Annotated in this window: 28 protein-coding genes; all 28 read left to right on the top strand. The window is 70.6% G+C overall.

Annotation, left to right across the window (positions count from 1 at the left end; all coding sequences use genetic code 11):
* The first annotated feature begins 62 nt into the window (after positions 1-62).
* The 28 genes from CLV68_RS32545 (at position 63) to CLV68_RS32410 (ending at position 23,619) form a co-directional block, all read left to right on the top strand.
* Positions 63-1,238 (top strand): flagellin N-terminal helical domain-containing protein, encoded by a 1,176-nt coding sequence (locus CLV68_RS32545; RefSeq protein WP_121394874.1) that lies wholly within the window; start codon positions 63-65, stop codon positions 1,236-1,238.
* A 111-nt stretch (positions 1,239-1,349) separates the two neighbouring features.
* Positions 1,350-2,633: a flagellar filament capping protein FliD gene (gene fliD / locus CLV68_RS32540; protein WP_121394873.1), complete on the top strand. Its 1,284-nt coding sequence runs from the start codon at positions 1,350-1,352 to the stop codon at positions 2,631-2,633.
* 12 nt (positions 2,634-2,645) lie between these two features.
* Entirely contained in the window at positions 2,646-3,038 is a 393-nt protein-coding gene (gene fliS / locus CLV68_RS32535; protein ID WP_121394872.1) for a flagellar export chaperone FliS, read from the top strand.
* Positions 3,035-3,367: a hypothetical protein gene (locus tag CLV68_RS32530; protein WP_121394871.1), complete on the top strand. Its 333-nt coding sequence runs from the start codon at positions 3,035-3,037 to the stop codon at positions 3,365-3,367. Before fliS ends, CLV68_RS32530 begins: the two co-directional genes overlap by 4 nt.
* Positions 3,368-3,752: 385 nt before the next feature.
* The gene (locus tag CLV68_RS32525) at positions 3,753-4,103 is read left to right on the top strand and encodes a flagellar basal body rod protein FlgB (protein WP_121394870.1); all 351 of its coding nucleotides are present in this window, start codon (positions 3,753-3,755) and stop codon (positions 4,101-4,103) included.
* Positions 4,104-4,105: 2 nt separating this feature from the next.
* Positions 4,106-4,498, top strand: coding sequence for a flagellar basal body rod protein FlgC (locus CLV68_RS32520; protein ID WP_121394869.1), 393 nt, complete (start codon positions 4,106-4,108; stop codon positions 4,496-4,498).
* Positions 4,495-4,815, top strand: coding sequence for a flagellar hook-basal body complex protein FliE (gene fliE / locus CLV68_RS32515; protein WP_121394868.1), 321 nt, complete (start codon positions 4,495-4,497; stop codon positions 4,813-4,815). Before CLV68_RS32520 ends, fliE begins: the two co-directional genes overlap by 4 nt.
* Positions 4,812-6,479 carry a flagellar basal-body MS-ring/collar protein FliF gene (gene fliF, locus CLV68_RS32510; protein WP_121394867.1) on the top strand — a complete coding sequence of 556 codons (1,668 nt, stop codon included), beginning with the start codon at positions 4,812-4,814 and terminating at the stop codon, positions 6,477-6,479. The genes fliE and fliF overlap by 4 nt, the downstream gene beginning before the upstream one ends.
* 5 nt (positions 6,480-6,484) lie before the next feature.
* Positions 6,485-7,501, top strand: a complete 1,017-nt coding sequence (gene fliG / locus CLV68_RS32505) for a flagellar motor switch protein FliG (protein WP_121394866.1) — start codon at positions 6,485-6,487, stop codon at positions 7,499-7,501.
* Positions 7,485-8,120 carry a FliH/SctL family protein gene (locus CLV68_RS32500; protein WP_170224720.1) on the top strand — a complete coding sequence of 212 codons (636 nt, stop codon included), beginning with the start codon at positions 7,485-7,487 and terminating at the stop codon, positions 8,118-8,120. The genes fliG and CLV68_RS32500 overlap by 17 nt, the downstream gene beginning before the upstream one ends.
* Positions 8,117-9,499, top strand: a complete 1,383-nt coding sequence (locus CLV68_RS32495; protein ID WP_246010244.1) for a FliI/YscN family ATPase — start codon at positions 8,117-8,119, stop codon at positions 9,497-9,499. The genes CLV68_RS32500 and CLV68_RS32495 overlap by 4 nt, the downstream gene beginning before the upstream one ends.
* Positions 9,499-9,945, top strand: a complete 447-nt coding sequence (locus CLV68_RS32490) for a hypothetical protein (RefSeq protein ID WP_121394864.1) — start codon at positions 9,499-9,501, stop codon at positions 9,943-9,945. The genes CLV68_RS32495 and CLV68_RS32490 overlap by 1 nt, the downstream gene beginning before the upstream one ends.
* Complete coding sequence (locus CLV68_RS32485) at positions 9,942-10,937, top strand: transglycosylase SLT domain-containing protein (protein ID WP_121394863.1); 996 nt, start codon at positions 9,942-9,944, stop codon at positions 10,935-10,937. The genes CLV68_RS32490 and CLV68_RS32485 overlap by 4 nt, the downstream gene beginning before the upstream one ends.
* Positions 10,934-12,637: a flagellar hook-length control protein FliK gene (locus CLV68_RS32480; RefSeq protein ID WP_121394862.1), complete on the top strand. Its 1,704-nt coding sequence runs from the start codon at positions 10,934-10,936 to the stop codon at positions 12,635-12,637. The genes CLV68_RS32485 and CLV68_RS32480 overlap by 4 nt, the downstream gene beginning before the upstream one ends.
* A 14-nt stretch (positions 12,638-12,651) precedes the next feature.
* Positions 12,652-13,071 carry a flagellar hook assembly protein FlgD gene (locus CLV68_RS32475; protein WP_121394861.1) on the top strand — a complete coding sequence of 140 codons (420 nt, stop codon included), beginning with the start codon at positions 12,652-12,654 and terminating at the stop codon, positions 13,069-13,071.
* A 107-nt stretch (positions 13,072-13,178) separates the two neighbouring features.
* Positions 13,179-14,009: a flagellar hook-basal body complex protein gene (locus CLV68_RS32470; protein ID WP_121394860.1), complete on the top strand. Its 831-nt coding sequence runs from the start codon at positions 13,179-13,181 to the stop codon at positions 14,007-14,009.
* Positions 14,010-14,120: 111 nt separating this feature from the next.
* Complete coding sequence (locus CLV68_RS32465; protein WP_121394859.1) at positions 14,121-14,399, top strand: flagellar FlbD family protein; 279 nt, start codon at positions 14,121-14,123, stop codon at positions 14,397-14,399.
* Positions 14,399-15,166, top strand: coding sequence for a flagellar motor protein (locus CLV68_RS32460; RefSeq protein WP_121394858.1), 768 nt, complete (start codon positions 14,399-14,401; stop codon positions 15,164-15,166). The genes CLV68_RS32465 and CLV68_RS32460 overlap by 1 nt, the downstream gene beginning before the upstream one ends.
* Positions 15,166-16,056 (top strand): flagellar motor protein MotB, encoded by an 891-nt coding sequence (locus CLV68_RS32455; RefSeq protein WP_121394857.1) that lies wholly within the window; start codon positions 15,166-15,168, stop codon positions 16,054-16,056. Before CLV68_RS32460 ends, CLV68_RS32455 begins: the two co-directional genes overlap by 1 nt.
* A 19-nt stretch (positions 16,057-16,075) precedes the next feature.
* Positions 16,076-16,522 (top strand): flagellar basal body-associated FliL family protein, encoded by a 447-nt coding sequence (locus tag CLV68_RS32450; RefSeq protein WP_121394856.1) that lies wholly within the window; start codon positions 16,076-16,078, stop codon positions 16,520-16,522.
* A gap of 471 nt (positions 16,523-16,993) precedes the next feature.
* On the top strand, positions 16,994-17,953 hold the full coding sequence (locus CLV68_RS32445; protein WP_121394855.1) for a flagellar motor switch protein FliM: 960 nt from the start codon (positions 16,994-16,996) through the stop codon (positions 17,951-17,953).
* Entirely contained in the window at positions 17,950-18,684 is a 735-nt protein-coding gene (gene fliN / locus CLV68_RS32440) for a flagellar motor switch protein FliN (protein WP_092784058.1), read from the top strand. Before CLV68_RS32445 ends, fliN begins: the two co-directional genes overlap by 4 nt.
* A complete protein-coding gene (gene fliO / locus CLV68_RS32435; protein WP_121394854.1) occupies positions 18,684-19,088 on the top strand; it encodes a flagellar biosynthetic protein FliO in 405 nt (134 codons plus the stop codon). The genes fliN and fliO overlap by 1 nt, the downstream gene beginning before the upstream one ends.
* Positions 19,085-19,954, top strand: coding sequence for a flagellar type III secretion system pore protein FliP (fliP, locus tag CLV68_RS32430; RefSeq protein ID WP_246010243.1), 870 nt, complete (start codon positions 19,085-19,087; stop codon positions 19,952-19,954). The genes fliO and fliP overlap by 4 nt, the downstream gene beginning before the upstream one ends.
* Positions 19,955-19,964: 10 nt before the next feature.
* On the top strand, positions 19,965-20,234 hold the full coding sequence (gene fliQ / locus CLV68_RS32425) for a flagellar biosynthesis protein FliQ (RefSeq protein WP_121394853.1): 270 nt from the start codon (positions 19,965-19,967) through the stop codon (positions 20,232-20,234).
* 1 nt (position 20,235) lies between these two features.
* Positions 20,236-21,003 carry a flagellar biosynthetic protein FliR gene (locus tag CLV68_RS32420; protein ID WP_121394852.1) on the top strand — a complete coding sequence of 256 codons (768 nt, stop codon included), beginning with the start codon at positions 20,236-20,238 and terminating at the stop codon, positions 21,001-21,003.
* The gene (locus CLV68_RS32415) at positions 21,000-22,097 is read left to right on the top strand and encodes an EscU/YscU/HrcU family type III secretion system export apparatus switch protein (RefSeq protein ID WP_121394851.1); all 1,098 of its coding nucleotides are present in this window, start codon (positions 21,000-21,002) and stop codon (positions 22,095-22,097) included. The genes CLV68_RS32420 and CLV68_RS32415 overlap by 4 nt, the downstream gene beginning before the upstream one ends.
* Positions 22,098-22,134: 37 nt before the next feature.
* On the top strand, positions 22,135-23,619 hold the full coding sequence (locus CLV68_RS32410; protein WP_170224719.1) for a thiol-activated cytolysin family protein: 1,485 nt from the start codon (positions 22,135-22,137) through the stop codon (positions 23,617-23,619).
* Positions 23,620-23,731 lie beyond the last annotated feature (112 nt).

Raw genomic sequence — 23,731 nt, 5'->3', positions numbered from 1 at the left:
AATAACTCGGTGCCTGCCCACGGAAGGGCGGGGATTGGGACTCTCTTCAAGGAGGAAACATCATGAGTCTGCGCATCAACTCCAACATCGCTGCCATGAACGCGTACCGCAACCTGTCGGTCAACGACAAGCAGATGCAGGGCTCGCTGGAGAAGCTCTCGTCTGGCCTGCGGATCAACCGCTCCGCGGACGACGCCGCGGGCATGTCGATCGCCCAGGGCCTCCAGGCCCAGATCGGCGGCCTCAAGGTAGCGACCCGCAACGCCCAGGACGGCGTCAACGTCGTTCAGACCGCCGATGGCGCCCTGAACGAGTCGGCCGAGATCCTGCAGCGCATGCGTGACCTGGCTGTCCAGGCCGCCAACGGCGGTTCGCAGGACACCAACGCCCAGGCGGCGGCTCAGACCGAGTTCGGCCAGCTGCAGTCCGAGCTGGACCGGATCGCGAAGACCACCTCCTTCGGCGGCCAGAAGCTGCTGGCCGTTGGCACCGCTGGCGGTACCGCTTACACCGGTTCCTTCCAGGTCGGCGCCAACAACACCACCGACGACCGCATCAACGTGTCCATGGACGCGTCGGTGTTCGGTGCCGCCGGTACCAAGGCCAGCAACACCCTCTCGGGTACCTTCAGCGCGGCCCTCGACACCGAGACCATCACCGCCTCCATCGGCGGCAACGGTGCCACGGTCACGCTGAACAGCCCGTCCAGCCTGGACGACGTTGTCAACCAGCTCAACGGCAACGCCAGCTTCAGCGCCTCGTTCGTCGCCACGAAGGCGGGCGCGGACCTGAAGATCTCGTCCAAGGTCGCCCAGTCCGAGACCATCACCGTCTCCTCGTCGGCTGCTGGTCTGACCGCGGGCACCGCGGTCGCGGGCACCACCGGCTCCACCGCCACCGGCTTCGACAGCGCTGGCCTCGGCGTCGGCAACGCGGTGTCGCTCAACAACACCACCAACGCTCGCAACGCGATCGACGCCGTTGACACCGCGATCAAGAACCTGTCGACCGCCCGCAGCCAGCTGGGTGCGTACCAGAACCGGTTCGAGCACACCATCAACAACATCAACGTCCAGGTGGAGAACCTCTCGGCGTCCAAGTCGGCGATCACCGACACCGACATGGCGCAGGAGATGGTCAAGTTCACCCGGTCGCAGATCCTGTCCCAGGCGGGCACCGCGATGCTCGCCCAGGCGAACCAGGCTCCGCAGAGCGTTCTGCAGCTCCTGCGTGGCTGAGTGAACACGGCCCGGGCACTGATCAGCCAGATCAGTGCCCGGGCTTTTCTCATGCCCGGCCGCCAGCGGCCGATGTAGTGGTCGACCCCGGACGAAGAAGAAGGCCCCGCCATGACAAGTGTCGACGGACTCGTCACCGGTTTGGACACCACCTCGATCATCTCGCAGCTGATGAGCCTCGAGGCGGCGCCGCAAACCCGCCTCAAGGGCAAGGTGAGCGACCAGCAGAAGCTCACCACCGCCTACCAGGCCATCAACACCCGCATGCTGGCGGTGCAGAACGCGGCCAAGGACCTCGCCGCGTCCACCACCTGGACCGCGGTCAAGGCCACCTCGTCGTCCTCGGCGGTCTCGGTCGCCGCGTCGACCACCGCGCTGGCCGGTACCGCCACCTTCGACGTGACCTCGCTGGCCGCCACGCACGTGCTGACCTCGGCGGTGCCGGGTTCTGGCACGCCCGCCGCTGGCGCCTCGCTGGACCTGGTGTTCAGCGACAAGACGGTCAACGTCCCGGTCGCCACCAACACCCCCCAGGGCGTCGCGGACGCCATCAACGGCGCCAACGCCGGGGTGCGGGCGACGGTGCTGACCACCACCACCGGCCAGGTGCTGCAGTTCTCCGCGACCGGCACCGGTGCGGCGAAGTCGTTCAGCGTCTCCGGGCTCACCAACGCGACCGCGGTCATGACGCAGGGCGCGGACGGTGTCGTCACCGTCGGGAACCCGCTGGCGGGCGGCTACAAGCTCGCCAGCGCGGACAACACCTTCACCGGTCTCATCCCGGGTGTGACGGTCACCGCGAACAAGGTCGAGTCCGGCGTCACCGTCTCCACGACCGCCGACCCGGGCAAGGCGGCCGACGCCACCCAGACCCTGGTCAACGCGGTGAACTCGGCGCTGTCGCTGATCGACGGCTACACCGCCTACAACGCGACCACGAAGACCGCGGGCGTGCTCGCGGGCAACCCGATGGTGCGCAGCCTGCGCGACCAACTGCTCACCTCGGTGAGCAGCGGCGTCCCGAACGGCACCTTCAGCACCTCCGGTGTGTCACTCGACCGCACGGGCGCGCTGAAGTTCGACCGCAGCGCGTTCCTGGCCGCGGCGGGCAAGGACCCCGCGGCGGTGAAGGCCCAGATCGGCACCACGCTGACCGGCCGCTACACCGAGGTGGCCGACGGGGTCACCAACAGCACCACCGGCAAGCTCACCCTGGTCATCCAGAACGGTGACGCCTACGTCCGCAAGCTCAACGACCAGATCACCGACTGGGACGGCAAGCTGGCCTCCAAGAAGGTGGCGCTGCAGCGGCAGTACACCAACCTGGAAACCGCGCTCGGCAAGCTGAAGGACCAGTCGAGTTGGCTCTCCAGCCAGCTCTCGAGCCTGAGCTAGGAGATCCCTGAGATGTCGAGCCCCGCACTGCGCCAGCGCTACCTCGCTGACTCGGTCACGACCGCGACCCCGGGTCGCCTGCTGGTCATGCTCTACGACCGGCTCTGCCTCGACCTGGCCCGCGGCGCGGACGCCGTCGACGCCGGTGACCGCTCCGCCGCCTCGGAACTGCTGCTGCACGCCCAGGACATCCTGCTGGAGCTGCAGGGTTCCCTGCGCCCGGAGGCATGGGAGGGCGGCAAGGAGCTGGCCGGGATCTACGCGTTCCTGCTCGCGGCGCTGATGCGCGCCAACATCGCCCAGGACGCCGCAGCGGTGCGCGCGGCGCTGGGCATCGTCGAGCCGCTGCGCGACGCGTGGCGGGAGGCTGTCGAGGCCCTCCCCGCGGCGAACGGCAAGTCGTGAGCGGCACGGCGAGCGCGTGGAACCTGGCCTGGGCCCAGGCGCTCGACCGGCTGGAGTCCGATGTGGCCTCCGCGGAGGCGCTGCTGCTCGAGGAGCACATGCTCCGCGAGCTGCCCAAGTTCGACCCGTGGACCCCGCCTGCCGGACTCGGCCCGCTGCCGCTGGACATGCGTCCGCGCGCGGACGCGGTGCTGCGCAGGCAGTTGGAGATCGCGACCAAGCTCGCCGCCGCCATGTCCGGCGCGGCGATGCACTCGCTGGTGATCGGCAAGATGGTCGAGGACCGGCGCGACCCGGCCCGCCCCAGCTACGTCGACGTGGCCATGTAGACAGGGGCCGGGTGAGCAGCGGCCAGAAGACAGGTCACCGCGCCGCCGACCGCGTCACCAACTGAAAGACCCGCGGCTGGGCTTGCCCGGCTGTGTGAACGATCGCGCCCGCGACCACCTCCTCCCAGGTCGCGGGCGCGGTTGTGCGCGTTCGTCCGGTGTGGACTCCCGACGATCTCCGCGCCCGCCCCTGTGATCGGGGCCACTTCGATGACCATGTGCCTGACCTGGTGCAAGAGCACCCGAGTGGCAACCGAACGACGACCGGTGCACCACCGCTGCCGGCTCATTCTTCTTCCTACGGAGCCGAAGAAGCGCCTGAGCACGGAACGCTCAGAGTCACCCGCCACGGATCGGCGACCACCGGCACGAAGGAGCACCGGTCGTGTTCGACGATCTCACCACACAGGCCGTGCGGGCCTCGCTCGACGGACTGGCCACGCGCCAGCGCGTGCAGGCCAACAACATCGCCAACATCGAGACCCCCGGCTACAAGGCCAAGAAGGTCGAGTTCGAGACCGCGCTGGCCCAGGCGATCTCCAGCGGCGACGGTGCTTCCGGTGTGCGGGCGTCGTTCTCGACGTCGAACCTGGCCGCCCGGCAGGACGGCAACAACGTCAACCTCGACGAGGAGACGCTGGGCTCCACCGAGACCGGGCTGCGCTACCAGCTGATGCTGCGCGCCATGGACGACCGGTACGGGCTGGTCAGCACCGTGCTGAAGGGTGTGCGCTAACCATGTTCAACATCATCGACACCGCCGCCAGTGGCGTCTCGGTGCACCGCAAGTGGCTCGACGCGGTCTCGGACAACATGGCCAACATCAACAACGTCGCCCCGACGAGCGGCAACGCGTTCCAGGAGCGCTTCGTGGTGGCCAAGGAGTTGCCGACGCACAACGGCAGCGTGGTCTCGCAGGTGCTGTCCGGGGACAAGACCGGCCGGATGGTCTACGAGCCGACCCACCCGATGGCCGACGCCGGTGGCTACGTCAAGTACCCGGACATCGACCTCAGCGAGCAGATGGGCTACCTGATCATGGCCCAGCGCGGTTACCAGGCCAACATCGCCGCCGTCGAGCGGGCCACCTCGGCCTACCAGGCCGCACTCAACCTCGGGAAGAACGCGTGAGCAGCCCCATCAGCGCGGTGACATCCGCGATCGCCCCGCCAGCCGTCGTCGCCCCGATCTCCCTCGGCGAGACCTCCGCTGCCGAGTCGGCCTCCGGGTCCGGCTTCGGCGCGATCATCGGCAAGGCGTTGCAGAGCAGCCAGCAGGTGCAGGACCGGGCGAGTGAGCTGGCCGTCAAGGCCGCCACCGGATCCGACATCGACGTGCACAACTACCTCGCCGCGGCCACCGAGGCCAACCTGACCACCCAGCTCACGGTCCAGGTCCGCAACAAGGCCATCGAGGCCTTCCAGGAGATCATGAGGCTGCAGGCGTGAACCAGGACCGGATCATGGTGTTGCTGCGCAGGGTTGTCGACGGGTTCAGGGCCTTCTCGCTCGGCCAGAAGATCGTCGTGGTGGCGGGGGTACTCGTCGCGAGCATCGGGATCTGGGCCTACTTCACGTTCTTCGCGGCGACCACGAACTACTCGCCGCTGTTCACCAACCTCGCGGCCAAGGACGCCTCGGCGATCGTCGACGAGCTGACCACCGCGGGCACCCCGTACGAGCTCGCCGACAGCGGCACCACCGTCATGGTGCCGACCGACCAGCTCTACGACCTGCGCCTGAAGATGGCCAGCGCGGGCCTGCCGTCCTCTGAGGACACCGGGTACTCGCTGCTCGACCAGCAGGGCGTGACCACCTCGGAGTTCATGCAGCAGGTCACCTACCAGCGGGCGCTCGAGGGCGAGCTGACCAAGACGATCAAGTCGATCGACGGCGTCACCGCGGCCACCGTGCACCTGGCGATCCCCACCAAGGACGTCTTCTCCGACGACTCCAGCAAGCCGACCGCGTCGGTCATGGTGGCCACCTCCGGCGGCAAGAAGCTGTCCTCGGACCAGGTCCAGACCGTCGTGCACCTGGTGGCCTCGGCCGTCGAGGGCATGGACCCCGACAACGTGACCGTCGCCGGGTCGGACGGCACCGTGCTCGCGGCCCCCGGCCAGGGCGACTCCGGCTCGACCAGCACCCGCCAGCAGGAGACCGCCGCCTACGAGCAGCGCCTGTCCAGCTCGCTGCAGTCGCTGCTGACCCAGGTCGTCGGCCCCAACCACGCGGTGGTCAAGGTGACCGCGGACCTGGACTTCGACACCTCGGAGACCAAGAGCCAGACCTACACCAAGTCCGACGCCCCCGCGCTGTCGGAGAGCACCACCGACGAGACCTACTCCGGCACCGGCGCGGGCGCGGCAGGCGCGAACGGTGGCGTCCTCGGCCAGACCAACGGCACCACCTCGGACGCCGTCGGCACCGGTACCGGCACCACCACCGACGGCAACGGCACCTACTCGCAGCAGAAGGCGGTGCGCGACAACGCGGTCAACTCGGTCATCGAGACCCGCAAGAACGCGCCGGGCCAGGTGCGCAAGCTCGGTGTCGCCGTGCTGATCGACGAGAACACCGCCGCTGGCGCCGACCTGGCGCAGATCCGGGAGCTGGCGGCCTCCGCGGTCAGCCTGAACACCACCAGGGGCGACACGCTCGCGGTGAACTCGATGAAGTTCAACACCAGCACCGCCGACGCCGCCCAGCAGGAGCTGGCCACCCAGCAGGCCGACGCGGGCAAGGCCGAGCAGCTGACGCTGATCAAGCAGGGCGCCGCCGCGCTCGCGGTCGTGGTGCTGCTGCTGGTGACCTGGTTCGCCAGCCGTCGCCGCCGCAAGCGCAACCGGGTGCTGCAGGCCGCGGAGATGCAGCGGCTCGACGAGATCAAGGTCGAGCTGGAGCGCACCCGCAGCGTCGCGCTGGAGGCGGCCGAGGAGAAGGCCCGCCTGGAGTCCGCCAGTGAGCTGACCGCCATCGGTGGCGGCCTCAGCGGCGACAGCGACGGCGGCGCGCAGGAACGCAAGCTCAAGGAGATCGAGGCGCTCGTCGACGAGCAGCCCGACGAGGTGGCCAGGCTGCTGCGCGGCTGGCTCGCGACGAAGGGGGCCTGACCACCATGTCGGACACCGCCAACACCCCCGAGGGCCTGCGCAAGGCCGCGGTACTGCTGCTGAAGATGGGCAAGGACGGCTCGGCGAAGGTGCTCTCGAAGCTGCGCGAGGCCGAGGTGGAGATGCTCTCCGCCGAGGTCGCCAGGCTCGGCGCCGTCGACGCGGGCTTCACCACCAACGTGCTCGACGAGTTCCACGCGATGGCCAAGGCGCGCAAGCACGTCGCGCACGGCGGCATGGACTACGCCCGCGAACTGCTCATCGAGACCCTGGGCCACGACCGCGCCGACGAGATCGTCGACCGCATCGGGGCGACCATGGTCGACGTGCCGTTCCGCTTCCTGCAGCGGGCCGAGCCCCGCCAGGTGCTCTCGTTCGTGCAGGACGAGCACCCGCAGACGGTGGCGCTGGTGCTGGCGCACATGCCTGCCAACCTGGCCTCCGCGGTGCTCGGCGGGCTCGCCCCCGAGCGGCAGAGCGAGGTGGCGCTGCGGGTGGCGACCATGGGCCGCACCTCCCCGGAGATCGTGCGCAAGCTGGAGAACCAGCTCGAGCGCAAGCTGTCCTCGCTGCTGCAGCCATCCGACGTGTCCAGCATCGGTGGTGTCGGCCCGCTGGTGGACATCATCAACCGGTCCGACCGGGCCACCGAGCGGTCCATCCTGGACGGTCTGGCCAAGCGCTCGCCCGAGCTGGCCGACGAGATCCGCAGCCAGATGTTCATGTTCGAGGACCTGGTCGGCATCGAGGACAAGTCGCTGCAGCTGGTGCTGCGCAACGTCTCCCCGGCCGACCTGGCCACCGCGCTCAAGGGTGTGCGCGACGACGTGCGCGACAAGGTGCTGCGCAACCTCTCCGAGCGCGCGGCGGAGAGCCTGGTCGAGGAGATCGAGGTGCTCGGCGCGATCCGCCTGCGGGTCGTCGAGGAAGCCCAGGCCAAGATCATCGGCGAGATCCGCACGCTCGAGGAGTCCGGTCAGATCGTGCTGCGGCGAGGAGATGACGATGAGTTCGTCGCCTGAGCGGGTCGGCACCGTGGTGCGCGGCGACGACGCCGCCGTGCCGTTCCAGATCGGGGTCACCTCGGTCAACCAGTCCGGCCGCGCCGGGGCGCACGCCGAGGGCTACGCCACCGGCTGGGCGCAGGGCATGCGCGAGGCGCGCGAGGCCACCACGGCCGCGCGGGCCACCGCCAAGGCCGAGCTGGACCGGCTGCTCGCCGACCGGGCGCACCGCACCGCGCTCGCGGTGTCCGCCGTGGACAACGCGGCCACCCAGGTGCTGGGCACCACCGTGCGGCGCGCCGAGGACCTGGCCGCCGAGGTGCTGGCCGCCGCGGTCGAACTGGCCGAGGCGATGCTGGGCACCCAGCTCTCGGTCGCGGTGACCGAGAGCGCGCGGGCCGGGCTCTCCCGGGCCATCGGCGGCCTGCCCGCCACCGCGTCGGTCACCGTGCGGGTCAACCCGCTGGACCTGGTCGAGCTGACCGCGGACGGCGACCCGACCCCCGGCAAGCAGGTCATCCTGGTCGGTGACCCCGGTGTGGCGCGCGGCGACGCGATCGCCCAGACCGCGGTCTCGACCGTCGACGCGACCCTCGGCGCAGCGCTGGCCAGGGTCAGGGCGGAGCTGGCACCGTGACCACGACCCTGCGCGAGAGCACCGGCCTCCACGAGAACACAAGCCTGCGCGACAGCGCCGCCTTCGGCGAGCGGTTCGCCGCCCTGCTGCCCGCCGCGAAGCCCAGCCGCACCGGCGCGGTCGTCGGCGTCGTCGGCCTCGCGGTGACCGTGGCGGGCATCGTCGCCCGCATCGGCGACCTGGTGAGCATCGGCCCGGCCGAGCAGCCGCTGCTGGCCGAGGTCGTCGCGCTCGACAACGAGCGCGTGGTGTGCCTGCCGCTCGGCCCGCTCGGCGGCGTCGGCGTCGGCAGCCCGGTGGTCAACACCGGTGGCCCGCTGCGCATCGCCGTCGGCGAGGAGCTGCGCGGCCGGGTGCTCGACGGCCTGGGCAACCCGATGGACGGCGGCCCGCCGCTGACCGGCCTCACCCGGGTCTCGGTGGACATGGCGCCGCCCTCGGCGATGGAGCGCTCGCTGATCAGCGAGCCGCTGCAGCTGGGCGTGCGCGCGCTGGACACGATGGTCCCCTGCGGGCACGGGCAGCGCATCGGCATCTTCGCCGGGTCCGGCGTCGGCAAGTCCAGCCTGCTGTCGATGATCACCCGCGGCACCCAGGCGGAGATCACCGTGATCGCGCTGATCGGCGAGCGCGGCCGCGAGGTGCGCGAGTTCCTGGAGAACGACCTGGGCCCCGAGGGCCTGGCCCGCTCGGTGGTCATCGTCGCCACCTCCGACCAGCCGCCGCTGGTGCGCCTGCGCGCCGGGTTCGTGGCGACCCGGGTCGCCGAGTTCTACCGCGACACCGGCAAGAACGTGCTGCTGATGATGGACAGCCTCACCCGCATCGCCATGGCGCAGCGCGAGGTCGGCCTGTCCGCTGGCGAGCCGCCCGCGACCCGGGGCTTCCCGCCCTCGGTGTTCGCGCTGCTGCCCACCCTGCTGGAGCGGGCCGGGCCCGCCCCGGTCGGCGGCATCACCGGCCTCTACACCGTGCTGGTGGAGGGCGACGACCACAACGAGCCGATCGCCGACGCGGCCAGGTCCATCCTGGACGGTCACGTGGTGCTCGACCGCAAGCTGGCCACCGCGGGGCACTTCCCCAGCATCGAGGTGCTGGAGTCGGTGTCGCGGGTGACCGGTGCCATCACCACCCGCGAGCAGCGGGCCGACTCGGCGACGCTGCGCAGGCTGCTCGCCGCCCAGCGCGACGTGCGCGAGCTGGTGGAGATCGGCGCCTACGTGCCGGGCACCAACCCCGACGCCGACCGCGCGCTGGCGCTGCGCGGCCCGATCAACGAGTTCCTGCGCCAGAGCATCGACGACCAGGTCCCCGCGACCGCGGCCTGGGAGCAGTTGTCCCGGTTGCTGCACGGCGCGCCGGAGGGTGGAGGGCACTGATGACGATCCGCACCAAGCTGGCCGCCGTGCTGCGCGCCAGGCGCGCACAGGAGGACATCGCCAAGAGCGCGGTCACCAGGGCCAACGCCCGGCTGGCCGAGGCGGGCCTGCACGCGGAGTCGCGGGCGGAGTCGATGCGCGCCTGGGGCGGGCCGCGCGACGGCGACGCCGTCAGCTACGTCGCCGCGGTCGCCGCGGGCCGGGCACTGGCCTCCGCGCTGAGCGAGGCGCGCGCCCAGGAGCGGGCCCTGCGCTCGGAGTCCGAGGTCGAGTCGGGACGGCTGCGCGAGGCCGCCCAGCGCCGCCGCGGCGTGGAAAAACTAGTCGAACGGGTGACTGAGGAAGAACGGCTCGCAAATATTGCCGCCGAGCAGCGGGCTGCCGATGAAGTGGCCGGGCAACGGCGCGGGGACGCGCGGACCGACGGGCGGGGAGACAACCTATGAGCGGTATCCAGGCGATCATGTCGCGGATGGCGGAGATCAACGCGCTGGTCGTCCCGGCGTCCCGCCAGGCGGAGAGCACCTCGAGCTCCGAGTTCGCCGCGTCGCTCACCGACGCGCTCGGCCAGGCGGGCACCGCGGGCTCCGCGACCGGCGCCGACGCGGTCACCGCGGCCCAGAAGTACATCGGCGTGCCCTACGTGTGGGGCGGCACCGACCCCGACAGCGGCCTCGACTGCTCCGGCCTCGTGCAGCGCGTGTACTCCGACCTGGGTGTCGACCTGCCCCGGGTCAGCCGCGACCAGGCCAAGGTCGGCACCGCGGTCGCCTCGCTCGAGCAGGCCAAGCCGGGCGACCTGGTGGCCTTCGGCTCGCCGGTGCACCACATCGGCATCTACATCGGCGACGGCAAGATGATCCACGCGCCCGAGGCAGGCCAGGACGTCAAGATCGGCAAGGTCTACGAGACCCCGACCGCGATCCGCCGGGTGCTGCCCGAGACCGCGGCCACGAACCTCTCGGGCCTCTCCGGCCTCTCCGGCCTGTCGGGTCTGACCGGCTCGGACTCGCTGACCGCGCTCACCGGCAAGTACGGGGTGTCCGCGGGCGGCTCGTCGGCCTACTCGTCGCTGTTCACCCAGGCGACCCAGAAGTACGGCCTGCCGACCGGCCTGCTGTCCGCGGTGGCCAAGGCCGAGTCGAACTACAACCCCAACGCGGTCAGCGGCGCCGGTGCCCAGGGCCTGATGCAGCTGATGCCCGCGACCGCCAAGGGCCTCGGCGTCGACGCGATGAACCCCGGCCAGGCCGTCGACGGCGCTGCCCGGCTGCTCAAGAGCCACCTGGAGACCTTCGGCACGGTCCCGCTGGCGCTGGCCGCCTACAACGCGGGCCCGGGCGCGGTGCGCAAGTACGACGGCGTCCCGCCCTACAACGAGACCCAGAACTACGTCCGCAAGATCATGGCCAACCTCAACTCCGGAGTCGCGGCGTGACCATCCCCGGTTTCACCCCGGCATCGACCAGGCCCACCACCGCGGCCGTCGACGCGGCGCAGGGTGCCGAGCAGTCCGGTTCGGACACCGCACCCGCCTTCGCCGACCTGCTGCAGTCGCTCGCGGTCCCGACCGCGCCGGTCGCGCAGAACCAGACCCCCGCCCCGCCCACCGCCGTCACGCCCATCGCGCAGGACTCCGAGGAGCAGGCTGACGCCTCCGCCGAGCTCATGTCGGCCATGGTCGTGCCGACTCTCGGACTACCCCTCGCGGTCGCCCAGCCGGTGACCGCGACCGCGCGGCAGGCCACCGACCTGGCGATCACGCCGTCGGCGCTGCCCGCGGACGGTGCCCAGACTCCCGCCGCCGCGGCGTCCCAGCCCGCCGCGGCGGCGGTGTCCACCGGGACCCCCCTCGGCGAGGCCCGGCCCGCCGCGAACCAGCCAGCGGCCACCCTGCCCGGCGCGGCTCTGTCCACGGCAGACCTGTCGGCAGCGGCGATGTCCACAGCGGATCCGTCCACGGCGGCGGTGTCCACTGCGGACCTGCTCACCGCGAACCCGCTCGCGGCGGCTCAGCCCGGCCAGGCACGGCCCACCGCGGACGCCGCCGCCCTCGCGGCGAGTGCTCAGGGCCCGGCCGCGACGGCCGTCAGCGACGCGAGCACCCCGATTCCGGGCGCCACAGGTGCGGAACAGGTGCCGAACGGCAGCGACCGGGGTGTGGCCCTGCAGTCCCCCACCACGCCTGCCGACAAGTCATTCGTGGACAACGCGACCACCCTGTCGGCGCAAGCGCCGAACCCCCTTTCCGGGACCGTGCGGGCCGAGGCCCAGCAGACGGCCCCGGTCGACGGCGTCCCGGTCGCGACCCCGATCCCGGCCCAGGCGAGCGCCGAGCACGCCAAGACGAGCGCCACCGGCACCGCGGCCGCCGACGCCACCTCCCCCGCGCAGACCGCGCCGGGCGAGGTCACCGCGCGGGCCACCGGCGACAAGTCCACCAAGGACGACTCGGCCAAGGACAGCTCCTCGGACAACGGCCAGGCCGCACCCGGCGTGGACACCACCGCGCAGGTCGAGCAGGTCCAGCTGTCCACTCCGGACATCTCCGTGGACACCACTCCGGTCCACCAGTCCACTCAGGACCAGACCGCGGTGGCCGTCCCGGTCGCCGGGGTGGCCCCGGTGGACATGGCCCGCGTGCAGACGGTCGACACCCCGGCCGCGCCGCAGGCCCCGCACGCCCCCGTGCACACCCAGAACGCCCACCAGCTCGCCGCCGAGCTGAGCCCGCTGCGCGGCCACAACGGCGAACACGAGCTGACCGTGCACCTGCACCCGGTCGACCTCGGCCCGGTCAGCCTCACCGCGCGGATCTCCGGCGGCGACATCCACATCGACCTGGGCAGTGCCACCGACGCGGGCCGCGAGGCACTGCGCGCCGCGCTGCCCGAGCTGCGCCGCGAGCTGGAGAAGGCCGGGTTCGGCTCCTGCCAGCTCAGCGACAGCGGGTTCGCCGGTACCGGCCAGGGCACCGGCGACCAGTGGTCGCAGCGCGCCCAGTGGGACCAGTGGACCGCCGCGGCCGCCGACCGCGCCCGCACCGGCGCCACCCAGACCAGCCAGGCCGCGACCAGCAGGTCGACCGGCCCAGCCGCACCCGCGCGCACCGCGGGTGTGCTCGACCTGCACGCCTAGGAGCGAGGAGACCCATGACCACCCCCATCTCGGGTACCACCACGACCGGCCAGACCGCGGCGTCGGGCAGCACCAAGGGCAGCCCGCTGACCTCGCTGGACTCGCAGGCGTTCCTCAAGCTCCTCGTCGCCCAGCTGCGCTACCAGGACCCCAGCAGCCCGGCCGACCCCACCGCGTTCATGACCCAGACCGCGACGCTGACCCAGGTGGAGAAGCTGTCGTCGCTGGCGGAGTCGCAGACCAGCATGCTCACCTCCACGTTGAGCGCGCAGGCCAGCGCCCTGGTCGGCAAGTCGGTCAGCTACAAGACCAAGGTCGACGGCGACACCCTCACCGGCACCGTCACCGCGGCCACCTTCGGCGCCAGCCCCACGGTGCGCATCGGCACCGCGGACGTACCGCTCGCGCTGGTCACCGGTCAGCGCACCAGCTGACCCGCGCCGCGCCACCGCGGCCAACAGCTCACCCCGGGGCAACTCCCCGATTCGAGATCCCCTCCGACAGACCTCAGTCGACACACGAGAAGAAGGCTGGAAACCACATGTTGCGTTCCCTCTTCGCGGGCATCAGCGGCCTGCGCAGCCACCAGACCATGATGGACGTCACCGGCAACAACATCGCCAACGTGAACACCAGCGGGTTCAAGAGCTCGGCGGTGGTTTTCGAGGACGCGCTCAGCCAGAGCATCCGCACGGCCGCCGCGGCGGGCGCCAACACCGCCGCGCAGAACCCCGCGCAGGTCGGTCTCGGTGTCAAGACCGCGGGCACCAGCGTGAACTTCACCCAGGGCAACAGCCAGCTGACCAACCGCACCGGCGACATGCTCATCCAGGGCGACGGCTTCTTCGTCATCGACAACGCGGGCCAGCAGGCGTACACCCGCGCGGGCTCGATGGCCTCCGACGCCCAGGGCCGCCTCACCTCCGCCGACGGCGGTCTGGTGCAGGGCTGGATGGGCACCGCGGGTGTCATCGACCAGACCCAGCCGATCGGCGCGCTGACCATCGACTCCACCACCTACGCCAGCTACTCGCTCTCGCCGGACGGCACCCTGGTCGGCATCCTGGCCTCCAACGGCCAGCAGCAGAACATCGGCCGCATCTCGGTCGCCAAGTTCTCCAACGTCACCGGCCTGGAGAAGATCGGCGGCTCGCTCTACCGCGCCACCGCCAACTCCGGCGCCGCGCAGGTCAACGCCCCCGGCAGCAACGGCATGGGCGTGCTGGTCTCCGGCGCGCTGGAGATGTCCAACGTGGACCTCGCCCAGGAGCTGACCAACCTGATCATCGCCCAGCGCGGTTTCCAGGCCAACTCGAAGATCATCAGCACCTCCGACGAGCTGCTCCAGGACCTGATGAACCTCAAGCGCTAGCGGTTAGGGCGGGCGGTTCACCTCAAGGAGGTGAACCGCCCGCCGATGTCTTGACAAGTGGGGTCCACGGAGGGGCCCAACCAGCTAGACGGCACCCCAAGGACGGACGCTGTGATACTCCTCAACCGGCTGAACGGTCAGCCCTTCGCGCTCAACCCGGACCTGCTCGAACGCGCCGAGTCCACCCCGGACACGGTCATCACGCTGGTCAACGGGGCCAAGTACGTGGTCGCCCAGTCGCTCGACGACCTGGCGGCACTGGTGCGCGAGCACCGGGCGGTCATCCTGGGCCAGGCCCAGGACGCCGCCGATCACGGCTACCGCACCGGTCCCACCCTCGTCGCCGACGGCGACGCCACGTTGCTGCACCTGCCGGAGAGGGGGATCTGATGGACCCGGCAAGCCTGGCGGGCATGGGTCTCGCCCTCATCGCCATCGTCGTCTCCATGCTCATGGAGGGCGGCGACCCGATGTCGATCATCCTCCTGCCGCCGATCATCCTGGTCTTCGTCGGCACCTTCGGCGTGGCCATGGCCAGCGGCATGATGAAGGACGCCATCGGCATCGTCGGACTGATGAAGCGCGCCATGCTCTCGCCCAAGATCGAGGGCGGCGCGGTGATCGACGTCGTCGTGAAGCTCGCCGACCGCGCCCGCCGCGAGGGCCTGCTCGCCCTGGAGGACGAGGCCAAGAAGGTCGACGACCCGTTCCTGCGCAAGGGACTGGAACTGGCCATCGACGGCACCGACTCCGAGGAGGTGCGCGACATCCTCGAGTCCGAGATCGACACCAAGCGCAAGCACGACAAGGTCGGCGCCAAGATCTTCACCGACATGGGCGGCTTCGCGCCGACCATCGGCATCATCGGCACCGTGCTCGGCCTGGTGCACGTGCTGGAGAACCTGGCTGACCCCAGCGAGCTCGGCCACCTGATCGCGGGCGCCTTCGTGGCGACCCTGTTCGGCGTCATGACGGCCAACGTGTTCTGGCTGCCGATGGCCAACCGGCTCAAGCGGATCAGCGAGCTCGAGTGCGAGCAGATGATGCTCGCCCTCGAGGGCGTGCTGGCCATCCAGGCAGGCGCCAACCCGAGGTTGGTCGCCCGCAAGCTGCGCAGCCTGGTGCCTGCCAGCGGTGAACAGGACAAGGCAGCCTGATGTCCGGCGGCGGCAAGCGCAAGCGCGGCGGCCACGAGGAGGAGCACGAGAACCACGAGCGGTGGCTGCTCACCTACGCCGACATGATCACCCTGCTGATGGTGCTGTTCATCGTCATGTTCGCGATGTCCACTGTGGACGCGAAGAAGTTCGACCAGCTCAAGGAGAGCCTGGCAGGCGCGTTCGGCGGCAGCCAGTCCCTCGTGGTCGGTGGTGCCTCCGGCAGCCCGGACACCGCGGGGGTCAGCCCCGACAAGATCGACCTGCAGTCCGCGGCGGGCGGTGAGGGCGCGGACGTGACCACGATGAGCAAGAGCGACGCGGAGAAGGCGGTGCAGCAGTCCGACCGCGCCAAGGCGGCAGCGGACCTGGAGAAGGCCCGCGAGGAGGTCGCCAAGCTGCGCGAGGTGCAGAAGAAGATGACCGAGCTGCTGGCCAAGGCGGGTCTCACCGACTCGGTGCAGTTCACCATCGACCAGCGCGGCCTGGTCGTCACGATCGTCACCAGCTCGGTGGTGTTCGCAGGCGACAGCGCCGAACTGCTCCTGCAGGGCAAGGAGGTCCTCGACGCGGTCGCCCCGGCGTTGACCTCGCTGCCCAACCACCTGGAGATCGGCGGGCACACCAACCAGCTGCCGGTGCCCACGCGCAACTACCCCAGCTCCTGGGAGCTCTCGACCGCGCGCGCCTCCAGCGTCGTGCGCTACCTGCTCGCCCACGGCGTGCCCTCGTCGCGGATGACCGCGGCGGGCTACGCCGACACCAAACCGCTCTACGACCCGAGCGACCCCCTCTCGGTGACCCGCAACCGCCGGGTCGAGGTGGTCGTGATGTCCGACCAGTCCGCGGAAGTGAAGGCGTTGTTGCCGACCGCGGCAGGCGAGAAGTGATCCGGAGGGAGGAACGACCATGAGCAAGACCGAAGAGAAGAAGAAGACCGCCGATGCGGACGCGCCGGAGAAGAAGGGCAACAAGAAGCTGCTGCTGATCCTGGTGCTCGTGGTGCTGCTCGGTGGGGGTGGCGGGGCGTACTTCATGTTCTTCCGTACCCCCAGCGAGCCCGCTCCCCCGGAGCCCGGCACCGTCCTGGTGCTCGACTCGGTGACGATGAACCTCACCGACGGGCACTACCTGAAGCTGAAGCTGGCCCTGCAGGCCACCGCGGATGTGACCGAGAAGCTCGACGGGTCCAAGGCGCTCGACCTGGCCGTGGCCCAGTTCAGCAACAAGACCGTGGCGGAGCTCTCCAGCAACGCCGCGCGCGAGGAGCAGAAGAAGGAGCTCAAGGAGAAGATCTCGGCGGCGTACGAGGAAGAGGTCATGGACATCTACCTCACCGAGTTCGTCATGCAGTGAGCGCGGCGCCAGGTCCGGTCGGCCACCAGCCCGGCCGACCGGACCGGCACCCCGCCACGGCGTACACCGCCCGCGACAGCGAAGGACCACCCAGCCCGACCGTGAGCTCCGACCGAGGACCCCGCCCGGTCCTGATCGGACGCCCGCCCGACCGCACACCCAGCACACCCAGCACACCCCGGTACACCCCAGCCAGGCCCAGCGAGACCCAGCCAGACCCACCGTGGACCCGCCAGGTCGATCGAGACTCCGCCCAGTCCGATCGAGACTCCCGCGCCGGTCCGATCAGGACCCCGCCCGGTCCGATCGGGACACCGCGAGCCGGTCCCACCGGGACAACCGCACCACCCAACCGAACACCGCTCGTCCTGATCGGACACCGGCAGGTTTAGCCCCGGCCGTGTCACCCGATAGGTCGATATCGGGTGCCGTGTCAATCAGATCTCCGGCGACCCGACCGATAGAGGCACCGTGCAGACTCCTTCGTCATCACCGGGCCGTCGGGCGGGCGGCGCGAAGACCGGCGGGCTCATCACCGACGGGCGTCCGCTGGCCAGCTACGACTTCCTGCGCCCGGCGAAGCTGCCGCGCGAGCACCTGCGCACGCTGCAGCTGGCCTACGACACGTTCGCGCACCGGCTGGCCATCCTGCTGACCTCCCAGCTGCGGGTGGTCTGCCGCGTCGCCGTGGCCTCGGTCGACCAGATCTCGACCGACGAGTACCTCGCGCGCGAGGTGGACCCGGTCGTCGTGGCGCCGCTGCGGTTCGACCCGCTGCCCGGCACCGCCATCCTGGAGCTCCCGCAGGTCGCCGCGCTGACCCTGATCGACCACCTGCTCGGCGGGCCGGGCGGCAAGCAGCACGTGCGGCCGCTGACCGACCTGGAGACCCCGCTCATCCGCGACCTGCTCGGCGACATCCTCACCGAGCTCAAGATCGGGCTGGCCGAGTTCGTCCGGGTGGACCCGATCCTGGGCGCGCTGGAGTACAACCCGCAGCTGGTGCAGGTCGGCGGCCCGGCCGACGTCATGGTGACCGCCCACTTCGACCTGCACATCGGCGAGGCGGAGAGCGTGCTGACGCTGACCGTGCCGCTGCAGTCCGTGCTGCCCTCCCTGCAGCGCCACAGCGAGAGCGACGAGACCACCGCCGGTGAACGCGCCGCCCAGGCGGCCGCCCGCGACCTGCTGACCCAGGGCCTGCGCGAGGTCCCGGTCGACGTGTCGGTCCGCTTCGCCCCGGCCAAGCTGCGCTCCAACGACCTGTTCGACCTGCGCCCCGGCGACCTGCTCTCGCTCGGGCACCCGGTGAGCCGCCCGCTCGACATCACCACGGCGGGCCGCGTGTTCGGCCACGCCGTCGCCACGAAGCAGGGCACCCGCCTTGCCTGCCAGGTCGTGTCCGCGAACAAGGAGGACTTCCCCGGATGAGCACCAGCACGCACACCGACTCAGCCGCCGCCGTGCGCGCCGCCGCCGAGGCCGCGTTGACCGTGTTGCCCGCCAGTGAGGCGCTCACCGTGGGATCCCCCGTCTCCGACCCCAGCACCCTCGCGCTGCCCGGCGCGGCCGTCTGCGCGGACCTGAGCGGGCAGACGCAGGGCACCCTGGCGGTGCTGGTCAACCAGGAGCTGGTCGAGGCGCTCAAGTCGAGCCCGCTCGGCGAGCTCGACCTGGGCGCGGCGGTGGCCCCGGCGCTGGAGGCCGCGGCCAAGGTGCTCGGCTCGGTGCCGGGACCGGGCAGGCAGACCACCCCGGAGGCCGCGCTCGCCGCGATGGCCGAGAGCGGCACCCTGGTCGGCGTCCCGCTGACCGCGGGGGCGGCCATGCAGGCGGTGATCGCGCTGTCCACGCTGACCCCGAGCACCCCGGCGCCGCGCGCGTCCGGGACGCCGACCCGGTCGACGGCGTCGGCGATGGACCTGCTCAGCGGCGTCGAGATGGAGGTGACCGTCGAGCTCGGCCGCACCAGGATGACCGTGCGCGAACTGCTCTCGCTCGGCTCCGGCTCGGTCATCGAGCTCGACCGGGCCGCCGGTGCCCCGGCCGACGTGCTGGTCAACGGCAGGCTCATCGCCCGCGGCGAGATCGTGGTGATCGACGAGAACTTCGGGATCCGGATCACCGAGATCCTGGCGGGCCCCACGGCGGACGCCATCTGATGGCCGAGCTGCTGCGGGTGTTCATCGCCCTGCTGCTGGTGCTCGGCGCGCTGTGGCTGGCCGCGCGGCTGGCCCGCAGGCCGATGCGCAACCGCCGCCGCGGCGGCACCATGGACGTGCTCGCGCGCACCCAGCTCTCCCGGGGCGCCAGCGTCACCGTCGTGCAGGTGGACAAGACCGCGCTGGTGCTCGGGGTGACCGACCACCAGGTGAACCTGCTGCACGTGGCCGACGCGGAGGCGTTCGCCCTGCCCGAGCCCGGCAAGCCCGCCGACCCGACGAAGCCGGGCGAGCTGTCGCCGGTGGACAAACCCGCGCAGGGGGCGCTGGCGGGGTCGGTGTTGTCGCCGAGCACGTGGAAGCAGGCGCTGGACGCGCTGCGCGAGCGGTCGGTGCGCAAGTGAGCGCGGCGGCGGTCGGGGCGGCCTGCGCGGGTCCGGCGCGCTTGGGCCGGTTCAAGCGCTCCAGCGTGTTGGCGCTGCTGGTGGTGCTGATCGGGCTGCTCGGCGCGACCGGGTCGGCCTCGGCGCAGACCGAGACCCCAGCGGCGCCCACCGCAACTGTGCCCTCTGCGGGTCAACCGTCGGGGCCGACCGGTCCCACCGAACCCAACGGCGTCACGGTGACCGTGGGGACCCCGGAGAAGCCGTCGGAGTCCATCGTCATCCTGCTGCTGCTGACGACGCTGTCGGTCGCGCCGTCGCTGCTACTGCTGTGCACCAGCTTCACCAAGGTCTTCGTTGTGCTCAGCATCACACGCAACGCCCTTGGATTGACCAACGTCCCGCCGAACCAGGTGTTGGCGGGGCTGGCGCTGTTCTTGAGCTTGTTCATCATGGGACCGGTGGTCAGCGAGGTGAACGCGCAAGGCGTGCAGCCCTACCTCAGCGGTGCGAAGTCGCAGTCCGTCGCCTTCACCGACGGGATGAAGCCGCTACGCGAGTTCATGCTCAAGCAGACCCGCCCTGAGGAGATCGCGCTGTTCACCAAGGTCGCAGGAGACGCCAAGCCCGCGAACGCGGCCGACGTCCCGACGACCACCCTGATCCCGGCCTTCGTGCTCTCCGAGCTGCGGGCGGCCATGCTGATCGGCTTCGTGCTGTTCATCCCCTTCCTGGTCATCGACATGGTCGTCTCGGCGTCGCTGATGTCGCTGGGCATGATGATGCTGCCCCCGGTGACCGTCGCGCTGCCGTTCAAACTCCTGCTCTTCGTGCTCGCCAACGGCTGGGGCCTGCTCATCACCGCCCTCGTCGGCACCTACACGTAAAGGGAACGCCGTGAACGACACCACCATCATCGAACTGGGCGTGCAGGCCATGCTGATCACCGGCAAGCTCGCCGCCCCGATCCTGCTCACCGCCCTCGTCGTCGGCTTCGGCATCTCGCTGTTCCAGTCGGTCACCCAGATCCAGGAGGTGACGCTGTCGTTCGTGCCCAAGGCGATCGGGGTCGCCGCCGCGCTGCTGCTCACCGGCAGCTGGATGGTGCACGAGATCGTCAGCTTCACCGGCGGGCTCTACGAGCGGATCCCGTCGCTGGTCGGCTGAGGTGGAGGCCCAGCTCGCCGCAGGCACGCTCCCGGCCCTGCTGTTGGCCGTGATCAGGGCCGTGGCGTGGCTGATCACCTGTCCGCCGTTCAACGGACGGGCGATCCCGGGCACCATCAAGGCGATGCTGGGGGTGGCGATCGTGCTGCCGGTGGTGCCGAAGCTGGCCGCAAGCGCACCGAGCGCCGAGACCTGGACGCTGGCCATCAGCGCCGTCGAACAAGTGGTGGTGGGAGCCGGGCTGGGCTTCCTGACCGCCGTCATCTTCGCCGGTGTGCAGGCCGCGGGGGACCTGCTCGACGTGTTCGGCGGGTTCTCGCTGGCCTTCGCCTACGACCCGCTGTCGTTCTCCGGCAACGCCGGTGTGCTCGGCCGGTTCTACGGCCTGACCGCCACCGCGTTGATGTTCGCCACCGACGCCCACCAGTTGGTGATGCGCGGATTCACGCTTTCGTATGAAGCGGTGCCGCTCAGTGGTGGCTTTTCCCTCGAAGGACTGTCCACTCTGCTCACTTCCGGGCTAGGCCGGTTGTTCCTGGCGGCGGCGCTGATCGCCGGTCCGATGATCGTGGTGCTGTTCTGCGCCGACATCGGCCTCGGCCTGCTCAACCGAGTCGCACCCGCGCTGAACCCGTTCTCGGTGGGCTTCCCTGCGAAGGTGGGTCTCACGCTGGTGATGGTCGGGCTGGCCATCACCCTGCTCCCGCAGGCGGTGCACGCCATCGCCGAGGAAGCGACCAACGCCGTACTGAAAGCGATCGGGCGATGAGCGCGAACAAGGACGCCACCGAGAAGGCGACACCGAAGAAGCTCAAGGAGGCCAGGTCCCAGGGCCAGACCGCCCGCACCCAGGACCTGGGCGCGTGGGCGGCGGTGATGGCGGCCACCTGGGTCATCCCGGGTGTCTTCGGCGACCTGTTCGACAGCAGCGCGCACCTGTTGCAGCGCATCGGCAAGTTCATCGCCAACCCCGACCAGGCCGACGCCTTCGCCATCCTCGGCGACGCGTTCGCCGGTGGCGCGGCGGCGATCGCCCCGCTGCTGGGCGCGACGCTGCTGGCCGTGCTGCTCGGCGCCGGTGTCCAGGGTGGACTGCGGCCCGCGATCAAGCTGCTCAAGCCGAACTTCAAGCGGCTCAACCCGTTGCAGGGCATCAAGCGGATGTTCGGCCCGCAGTCGGCGTGGGAGCTGGTCAAGACGCTGCTCAAGTGCGGCATCCTCGGGGTGGTGCTCTACACCGCGGTGAAGGACCTGATCCCGACCATCATGGGCTCGGGGTCGCTGCCGCTGCAGGCACTGGTCTCGACCCTCGGCGACACGGTCCTGTCGTTGATCCGCCTGGCCGCCGTCGCCGGTCTCGCCATGGGCATCGCCGACTACCTGGTCGCCAAGCGCCGGGTCGGCAAGGAACTGAAGATGACCAAGCAGCAGGTCAAGGACGAGCACAAGAACACCGACGGCAACCCGGAGATCAAGGGCCAGATCCGCTCCCGCCAGCTCGCCATGAGCCGCAACCGGATGATGTCCGACATCCCCACCGCCGACGTCATCATGGCCAACCCCACCCACGTCGCGGTCGCCCTGCGCTACGACCCGGACAAGGGCGCCCCCCGCGTCGTGGCCAAGGGCGCGGGCGAGATCGCCGCCAAGATCCGCGAACTCGCCACCGAACACCGAGTCCCCATCGTCCGCGACATCCCCCTGGCCCGAGCCCTCTACAGCGCCTGCGAGGTAGGCCAGGAAATCCCCGTCGACCTCTTCGGCCCGGTAGCCCACGTCCTCGCCTTCCTCCACCGCCTCCGCTCCCGAGGCTCCGCCGCAGGCATCCACAACATGCCCGCCGAAGCCGCCGCCGCGGCCTGACCAACTCCTCACCCAGCCGTCTCCCCGATGGCCAGGGGTGAAACGAATCCCGACCGGCGGCGATCTCACCGGCATGCGACGTGCGATCTTGGTCGCGGTGGTGGGCGGGATCGTCGCCACCACCGCGGCCGGGTGCTCGGACGGCGGGGAAGCCGCCGCACCCGTCGAGACCTTCCACTGCAACGACACCACGCAACGGCGGTCCGCCGCCTACGAGCGGGTGCCGGTGTTCGACTCGAACACCGACTGGCTCTTCCCCGGCGCGCTGCTGCGCCCCGAGTCGCCTCAACCGGGGCCGGTGGATTCCGCCACCGTGACGGGGAAACGGCGGTTCACACCGGTCAATTCCTTGCCACGGGCCCCGCTGACGTTCTCGGTCGGCAACCAGATCAGGCTGAAGGGCCCGCACACGGCGAAGCTCCAGTCCCCGTCCCTGTCCGAGTTCCGCGAGGTCCTCGGCGCGACGCTGCGGGTCGGGGTGACCGGGACGAGCGCGGCGGAGATCAGCTGGGACAACGCGCAGGTGACCTCCCGGGAGCAGATCGGGACCTTCCTCGGGATCGATTCCTCGATGCCGATCGTCAGCCAGCTCGAGGCGTCGTTCCACTGGAGCGACACCGCGATGACCAGCCGCACGGTCCTGCGGTTCACCCAGACCTACTTCACCGTCGACATGGACAAGCCGAAGAGCCCGGCCGAGCTCTTCGCCCAGGGCGTGCCCGAGGTCGAGGTGGACGCGCTGGTAGCCGGGTCGACCTCTTACGTGTCGTCTGTCGCCTATGGGCGGACCGCGCTGGTCGCCTACGAGTCGACCCGATCGGACACCGAGGTCAAGGCCGCACTGGGCGCGAAGCTCGGCTGGGACCTGGGGTTGGTCGGCACCGCCGCGTCGGCGTGGAGCGAGGACGCGCTGGAGGAGACCAGTTTCAGCGGCTACATCTACGGCGGTTCGAGCACGGCCGCGGCCCGGGCGTTCCAGGGCCTCGACGAGGTCAAGTCCTACATCGTCTCCGGTGGCAACTACGCCGACACCTCCCCCGGCTCGCCGATCGCCTACAACCTGTCCAACCTGCGCGACAACGCCACCACCGGCGCGGGCAAGGTCATCGACTACCCCGAGCGCGACTGCGAGCGCGTCAGCGGCGAGGTCAGGGTGACCCTCAAGGCACTCCGGGTGGACTCGGGCGACGAACTCGACCTCTGCGGCCTGATCACCGTCGACGCGCAACAGCACAACGCACGGCTCTTCGACGAGAACTGCGAGACCCAGCACTGGGTGACGGTCAACCCGGGCCGCCCGTGGGAGAGCGGCGTCGAGACAACACTGCGCCTGGACACCCGCCACGGCACGTCGATAGACCTGCGGACCCAGCTGCGGGAGCGGAAGTGGTCCGGACCCGCCGACATCCAGGACCGCACCACCCGGGTCCGGTTCGAGGACGGGTGGCGGGCCACCAAGGAGATCAAGCTCTCCCGGGGCGACACACAGGTCACGGCCGTCGTCGAATTGCGTCCACTGTGAGCGCGGCGTCGACGGGCAGCGGCACTACAGGCGGTAGTCCTGGTTGACCGGCTGGTCGAGGGGGGGTCGTGCTGTGTGGAGCCGCAGGTCCCAGCGGGTGGAAGGCAGGGGG

The organism is Actinokineospora cianjurensis, assembly GCF_003663795.1.
GTDB classification, from domain to species: Bacteria; Actinomycetota; Actinomycetes; order Mycobacteriales; family Pseudonocardiaceae; genus Actinokineospora; species Actinokineospora terrae.
Note: the sequence above shows the minus strand (reverse complement) of the source record. Positions and strands in the feature narration are given on the sequence as shown.

What these genes read in the sequence shown, in the direction of transcription:
- CLV68_RS32455 (WP_121394857.1), top strand. Translation starts at nt 15,166, where the DNA reads ATGTCCGGCGGCGGCAAGCGCAAGCGCGGCGGCCACGAGGAGGAGCAC.
- CLV68_RS32490 (WP_121394864.1), top strand. Translation starts at nt 9,499, where the DNA reads ATGACGATCCGCACCAAGCTGGCCGCCGTGCTGCGCGCCAGGCGCGCA.
- fliO (WP_121394854.1), top strand. Translation starts at nt 18,684, where the DNA reads ATGGCCGAGCTGCTGCGGGTGTTCATCGCCCTGCTGCTGGTGCTCGGC.
- fliD (WP_121394873.1), top strand. Translation starts at nt 1,350, where the DNA reads ATGACAAGTGTCGACGGACTCGTCACCGGTTTGGACACCACCTCGATC.
- CLV68_RS32475 (WP_121394861.1), top strand. Translation starts at nt 12,652, where the DNA reads ATGACCACCCCCATCTCGGGTACCACCACGACCGGCCAGACCGCGGCG.
- fliG (WP_121394866.1), top strand. Translation starts at nt 6,485, where the DNA reads ATGTCGGACACCGCCAACACCCCCGAGGGCCTGCGCAAGGCCGCGGTA.
- CLV68_RS32450 (WP_121394856.1), top strand. Translation starts at nt 16,076, where the DNA reads ATGAGCAAGACCGAAGAGAAGAAGAAGACCGCCGATGCGGACGCGCCG.
- CLV68_RS32460 (WP_121394858.1), top strand. Translation starts at nt 14,399, where the DNA reads ATGGACCCGGCAAGCCTGGCGGGCATGGGTCTCGCCCTCATCGCCATC.
- fliS (WP_121394872.1), top strand. Translation starts at nt 2,646, where the DNA reads ATGTCGAGCCCCGCACTGCGCCAGCGCTACCTCGCTGACTCGGTCACG.
- CLV68_RS32500 (WP_170224720.1), top strand. Translation starts at nt 7,485, where the DNA reads ATGAGTTCGTCGCCTGAGCGGGTCGGCACCGTGGTGCGCGGCGACGAC.
- fliN (WP_092784058.1), top strand. Translation starts at nt 17,950, where the DNA reads ATGAGCACCAGCACGCACACCGACTCAGCCGCCGCCGTGCGCGCCGCC.
- CLV68_RS32520 (WP_121394869.1), top strand. Translation starts at nt 4,106, where the DNA reads ATGTTCAACATCATCGACACCGCCGCCAGTGGCGTCTCGGTGCACCGC.
- CLV68_RS32485 (WP_121394863.1), top strand. Translation starts at nt 9,942, where the DNA reads ATGAGCGGTATCCAGGCGATCATGTCGCGGATGGCGGAGATCAACGCG.
- CLV68_RS32470 (WP_121394860.1), top strand. Translation starts at nt 13,179, where the DNA reads ATGTTGCGTTCCCTCTTCGCGGGCATCAGCGGCCTGCGCAGCCACCAG.
- CLV68_RS32415 (WP_121394851.1), top strand. Translation starts at nt 21,000, where the DNA reads ATGAGCGCGAACAAGGACGCCACCGAGAAGGCGACACCGAAGAAGCTC.
- CLV68_RS32545 (WP_121394874.1), top strand. Translation starts at nt 63, where the DNA reads ATGAGTCTGCGCATCAACTCCAACATCGCTGCCATGAACGCGTACCGC.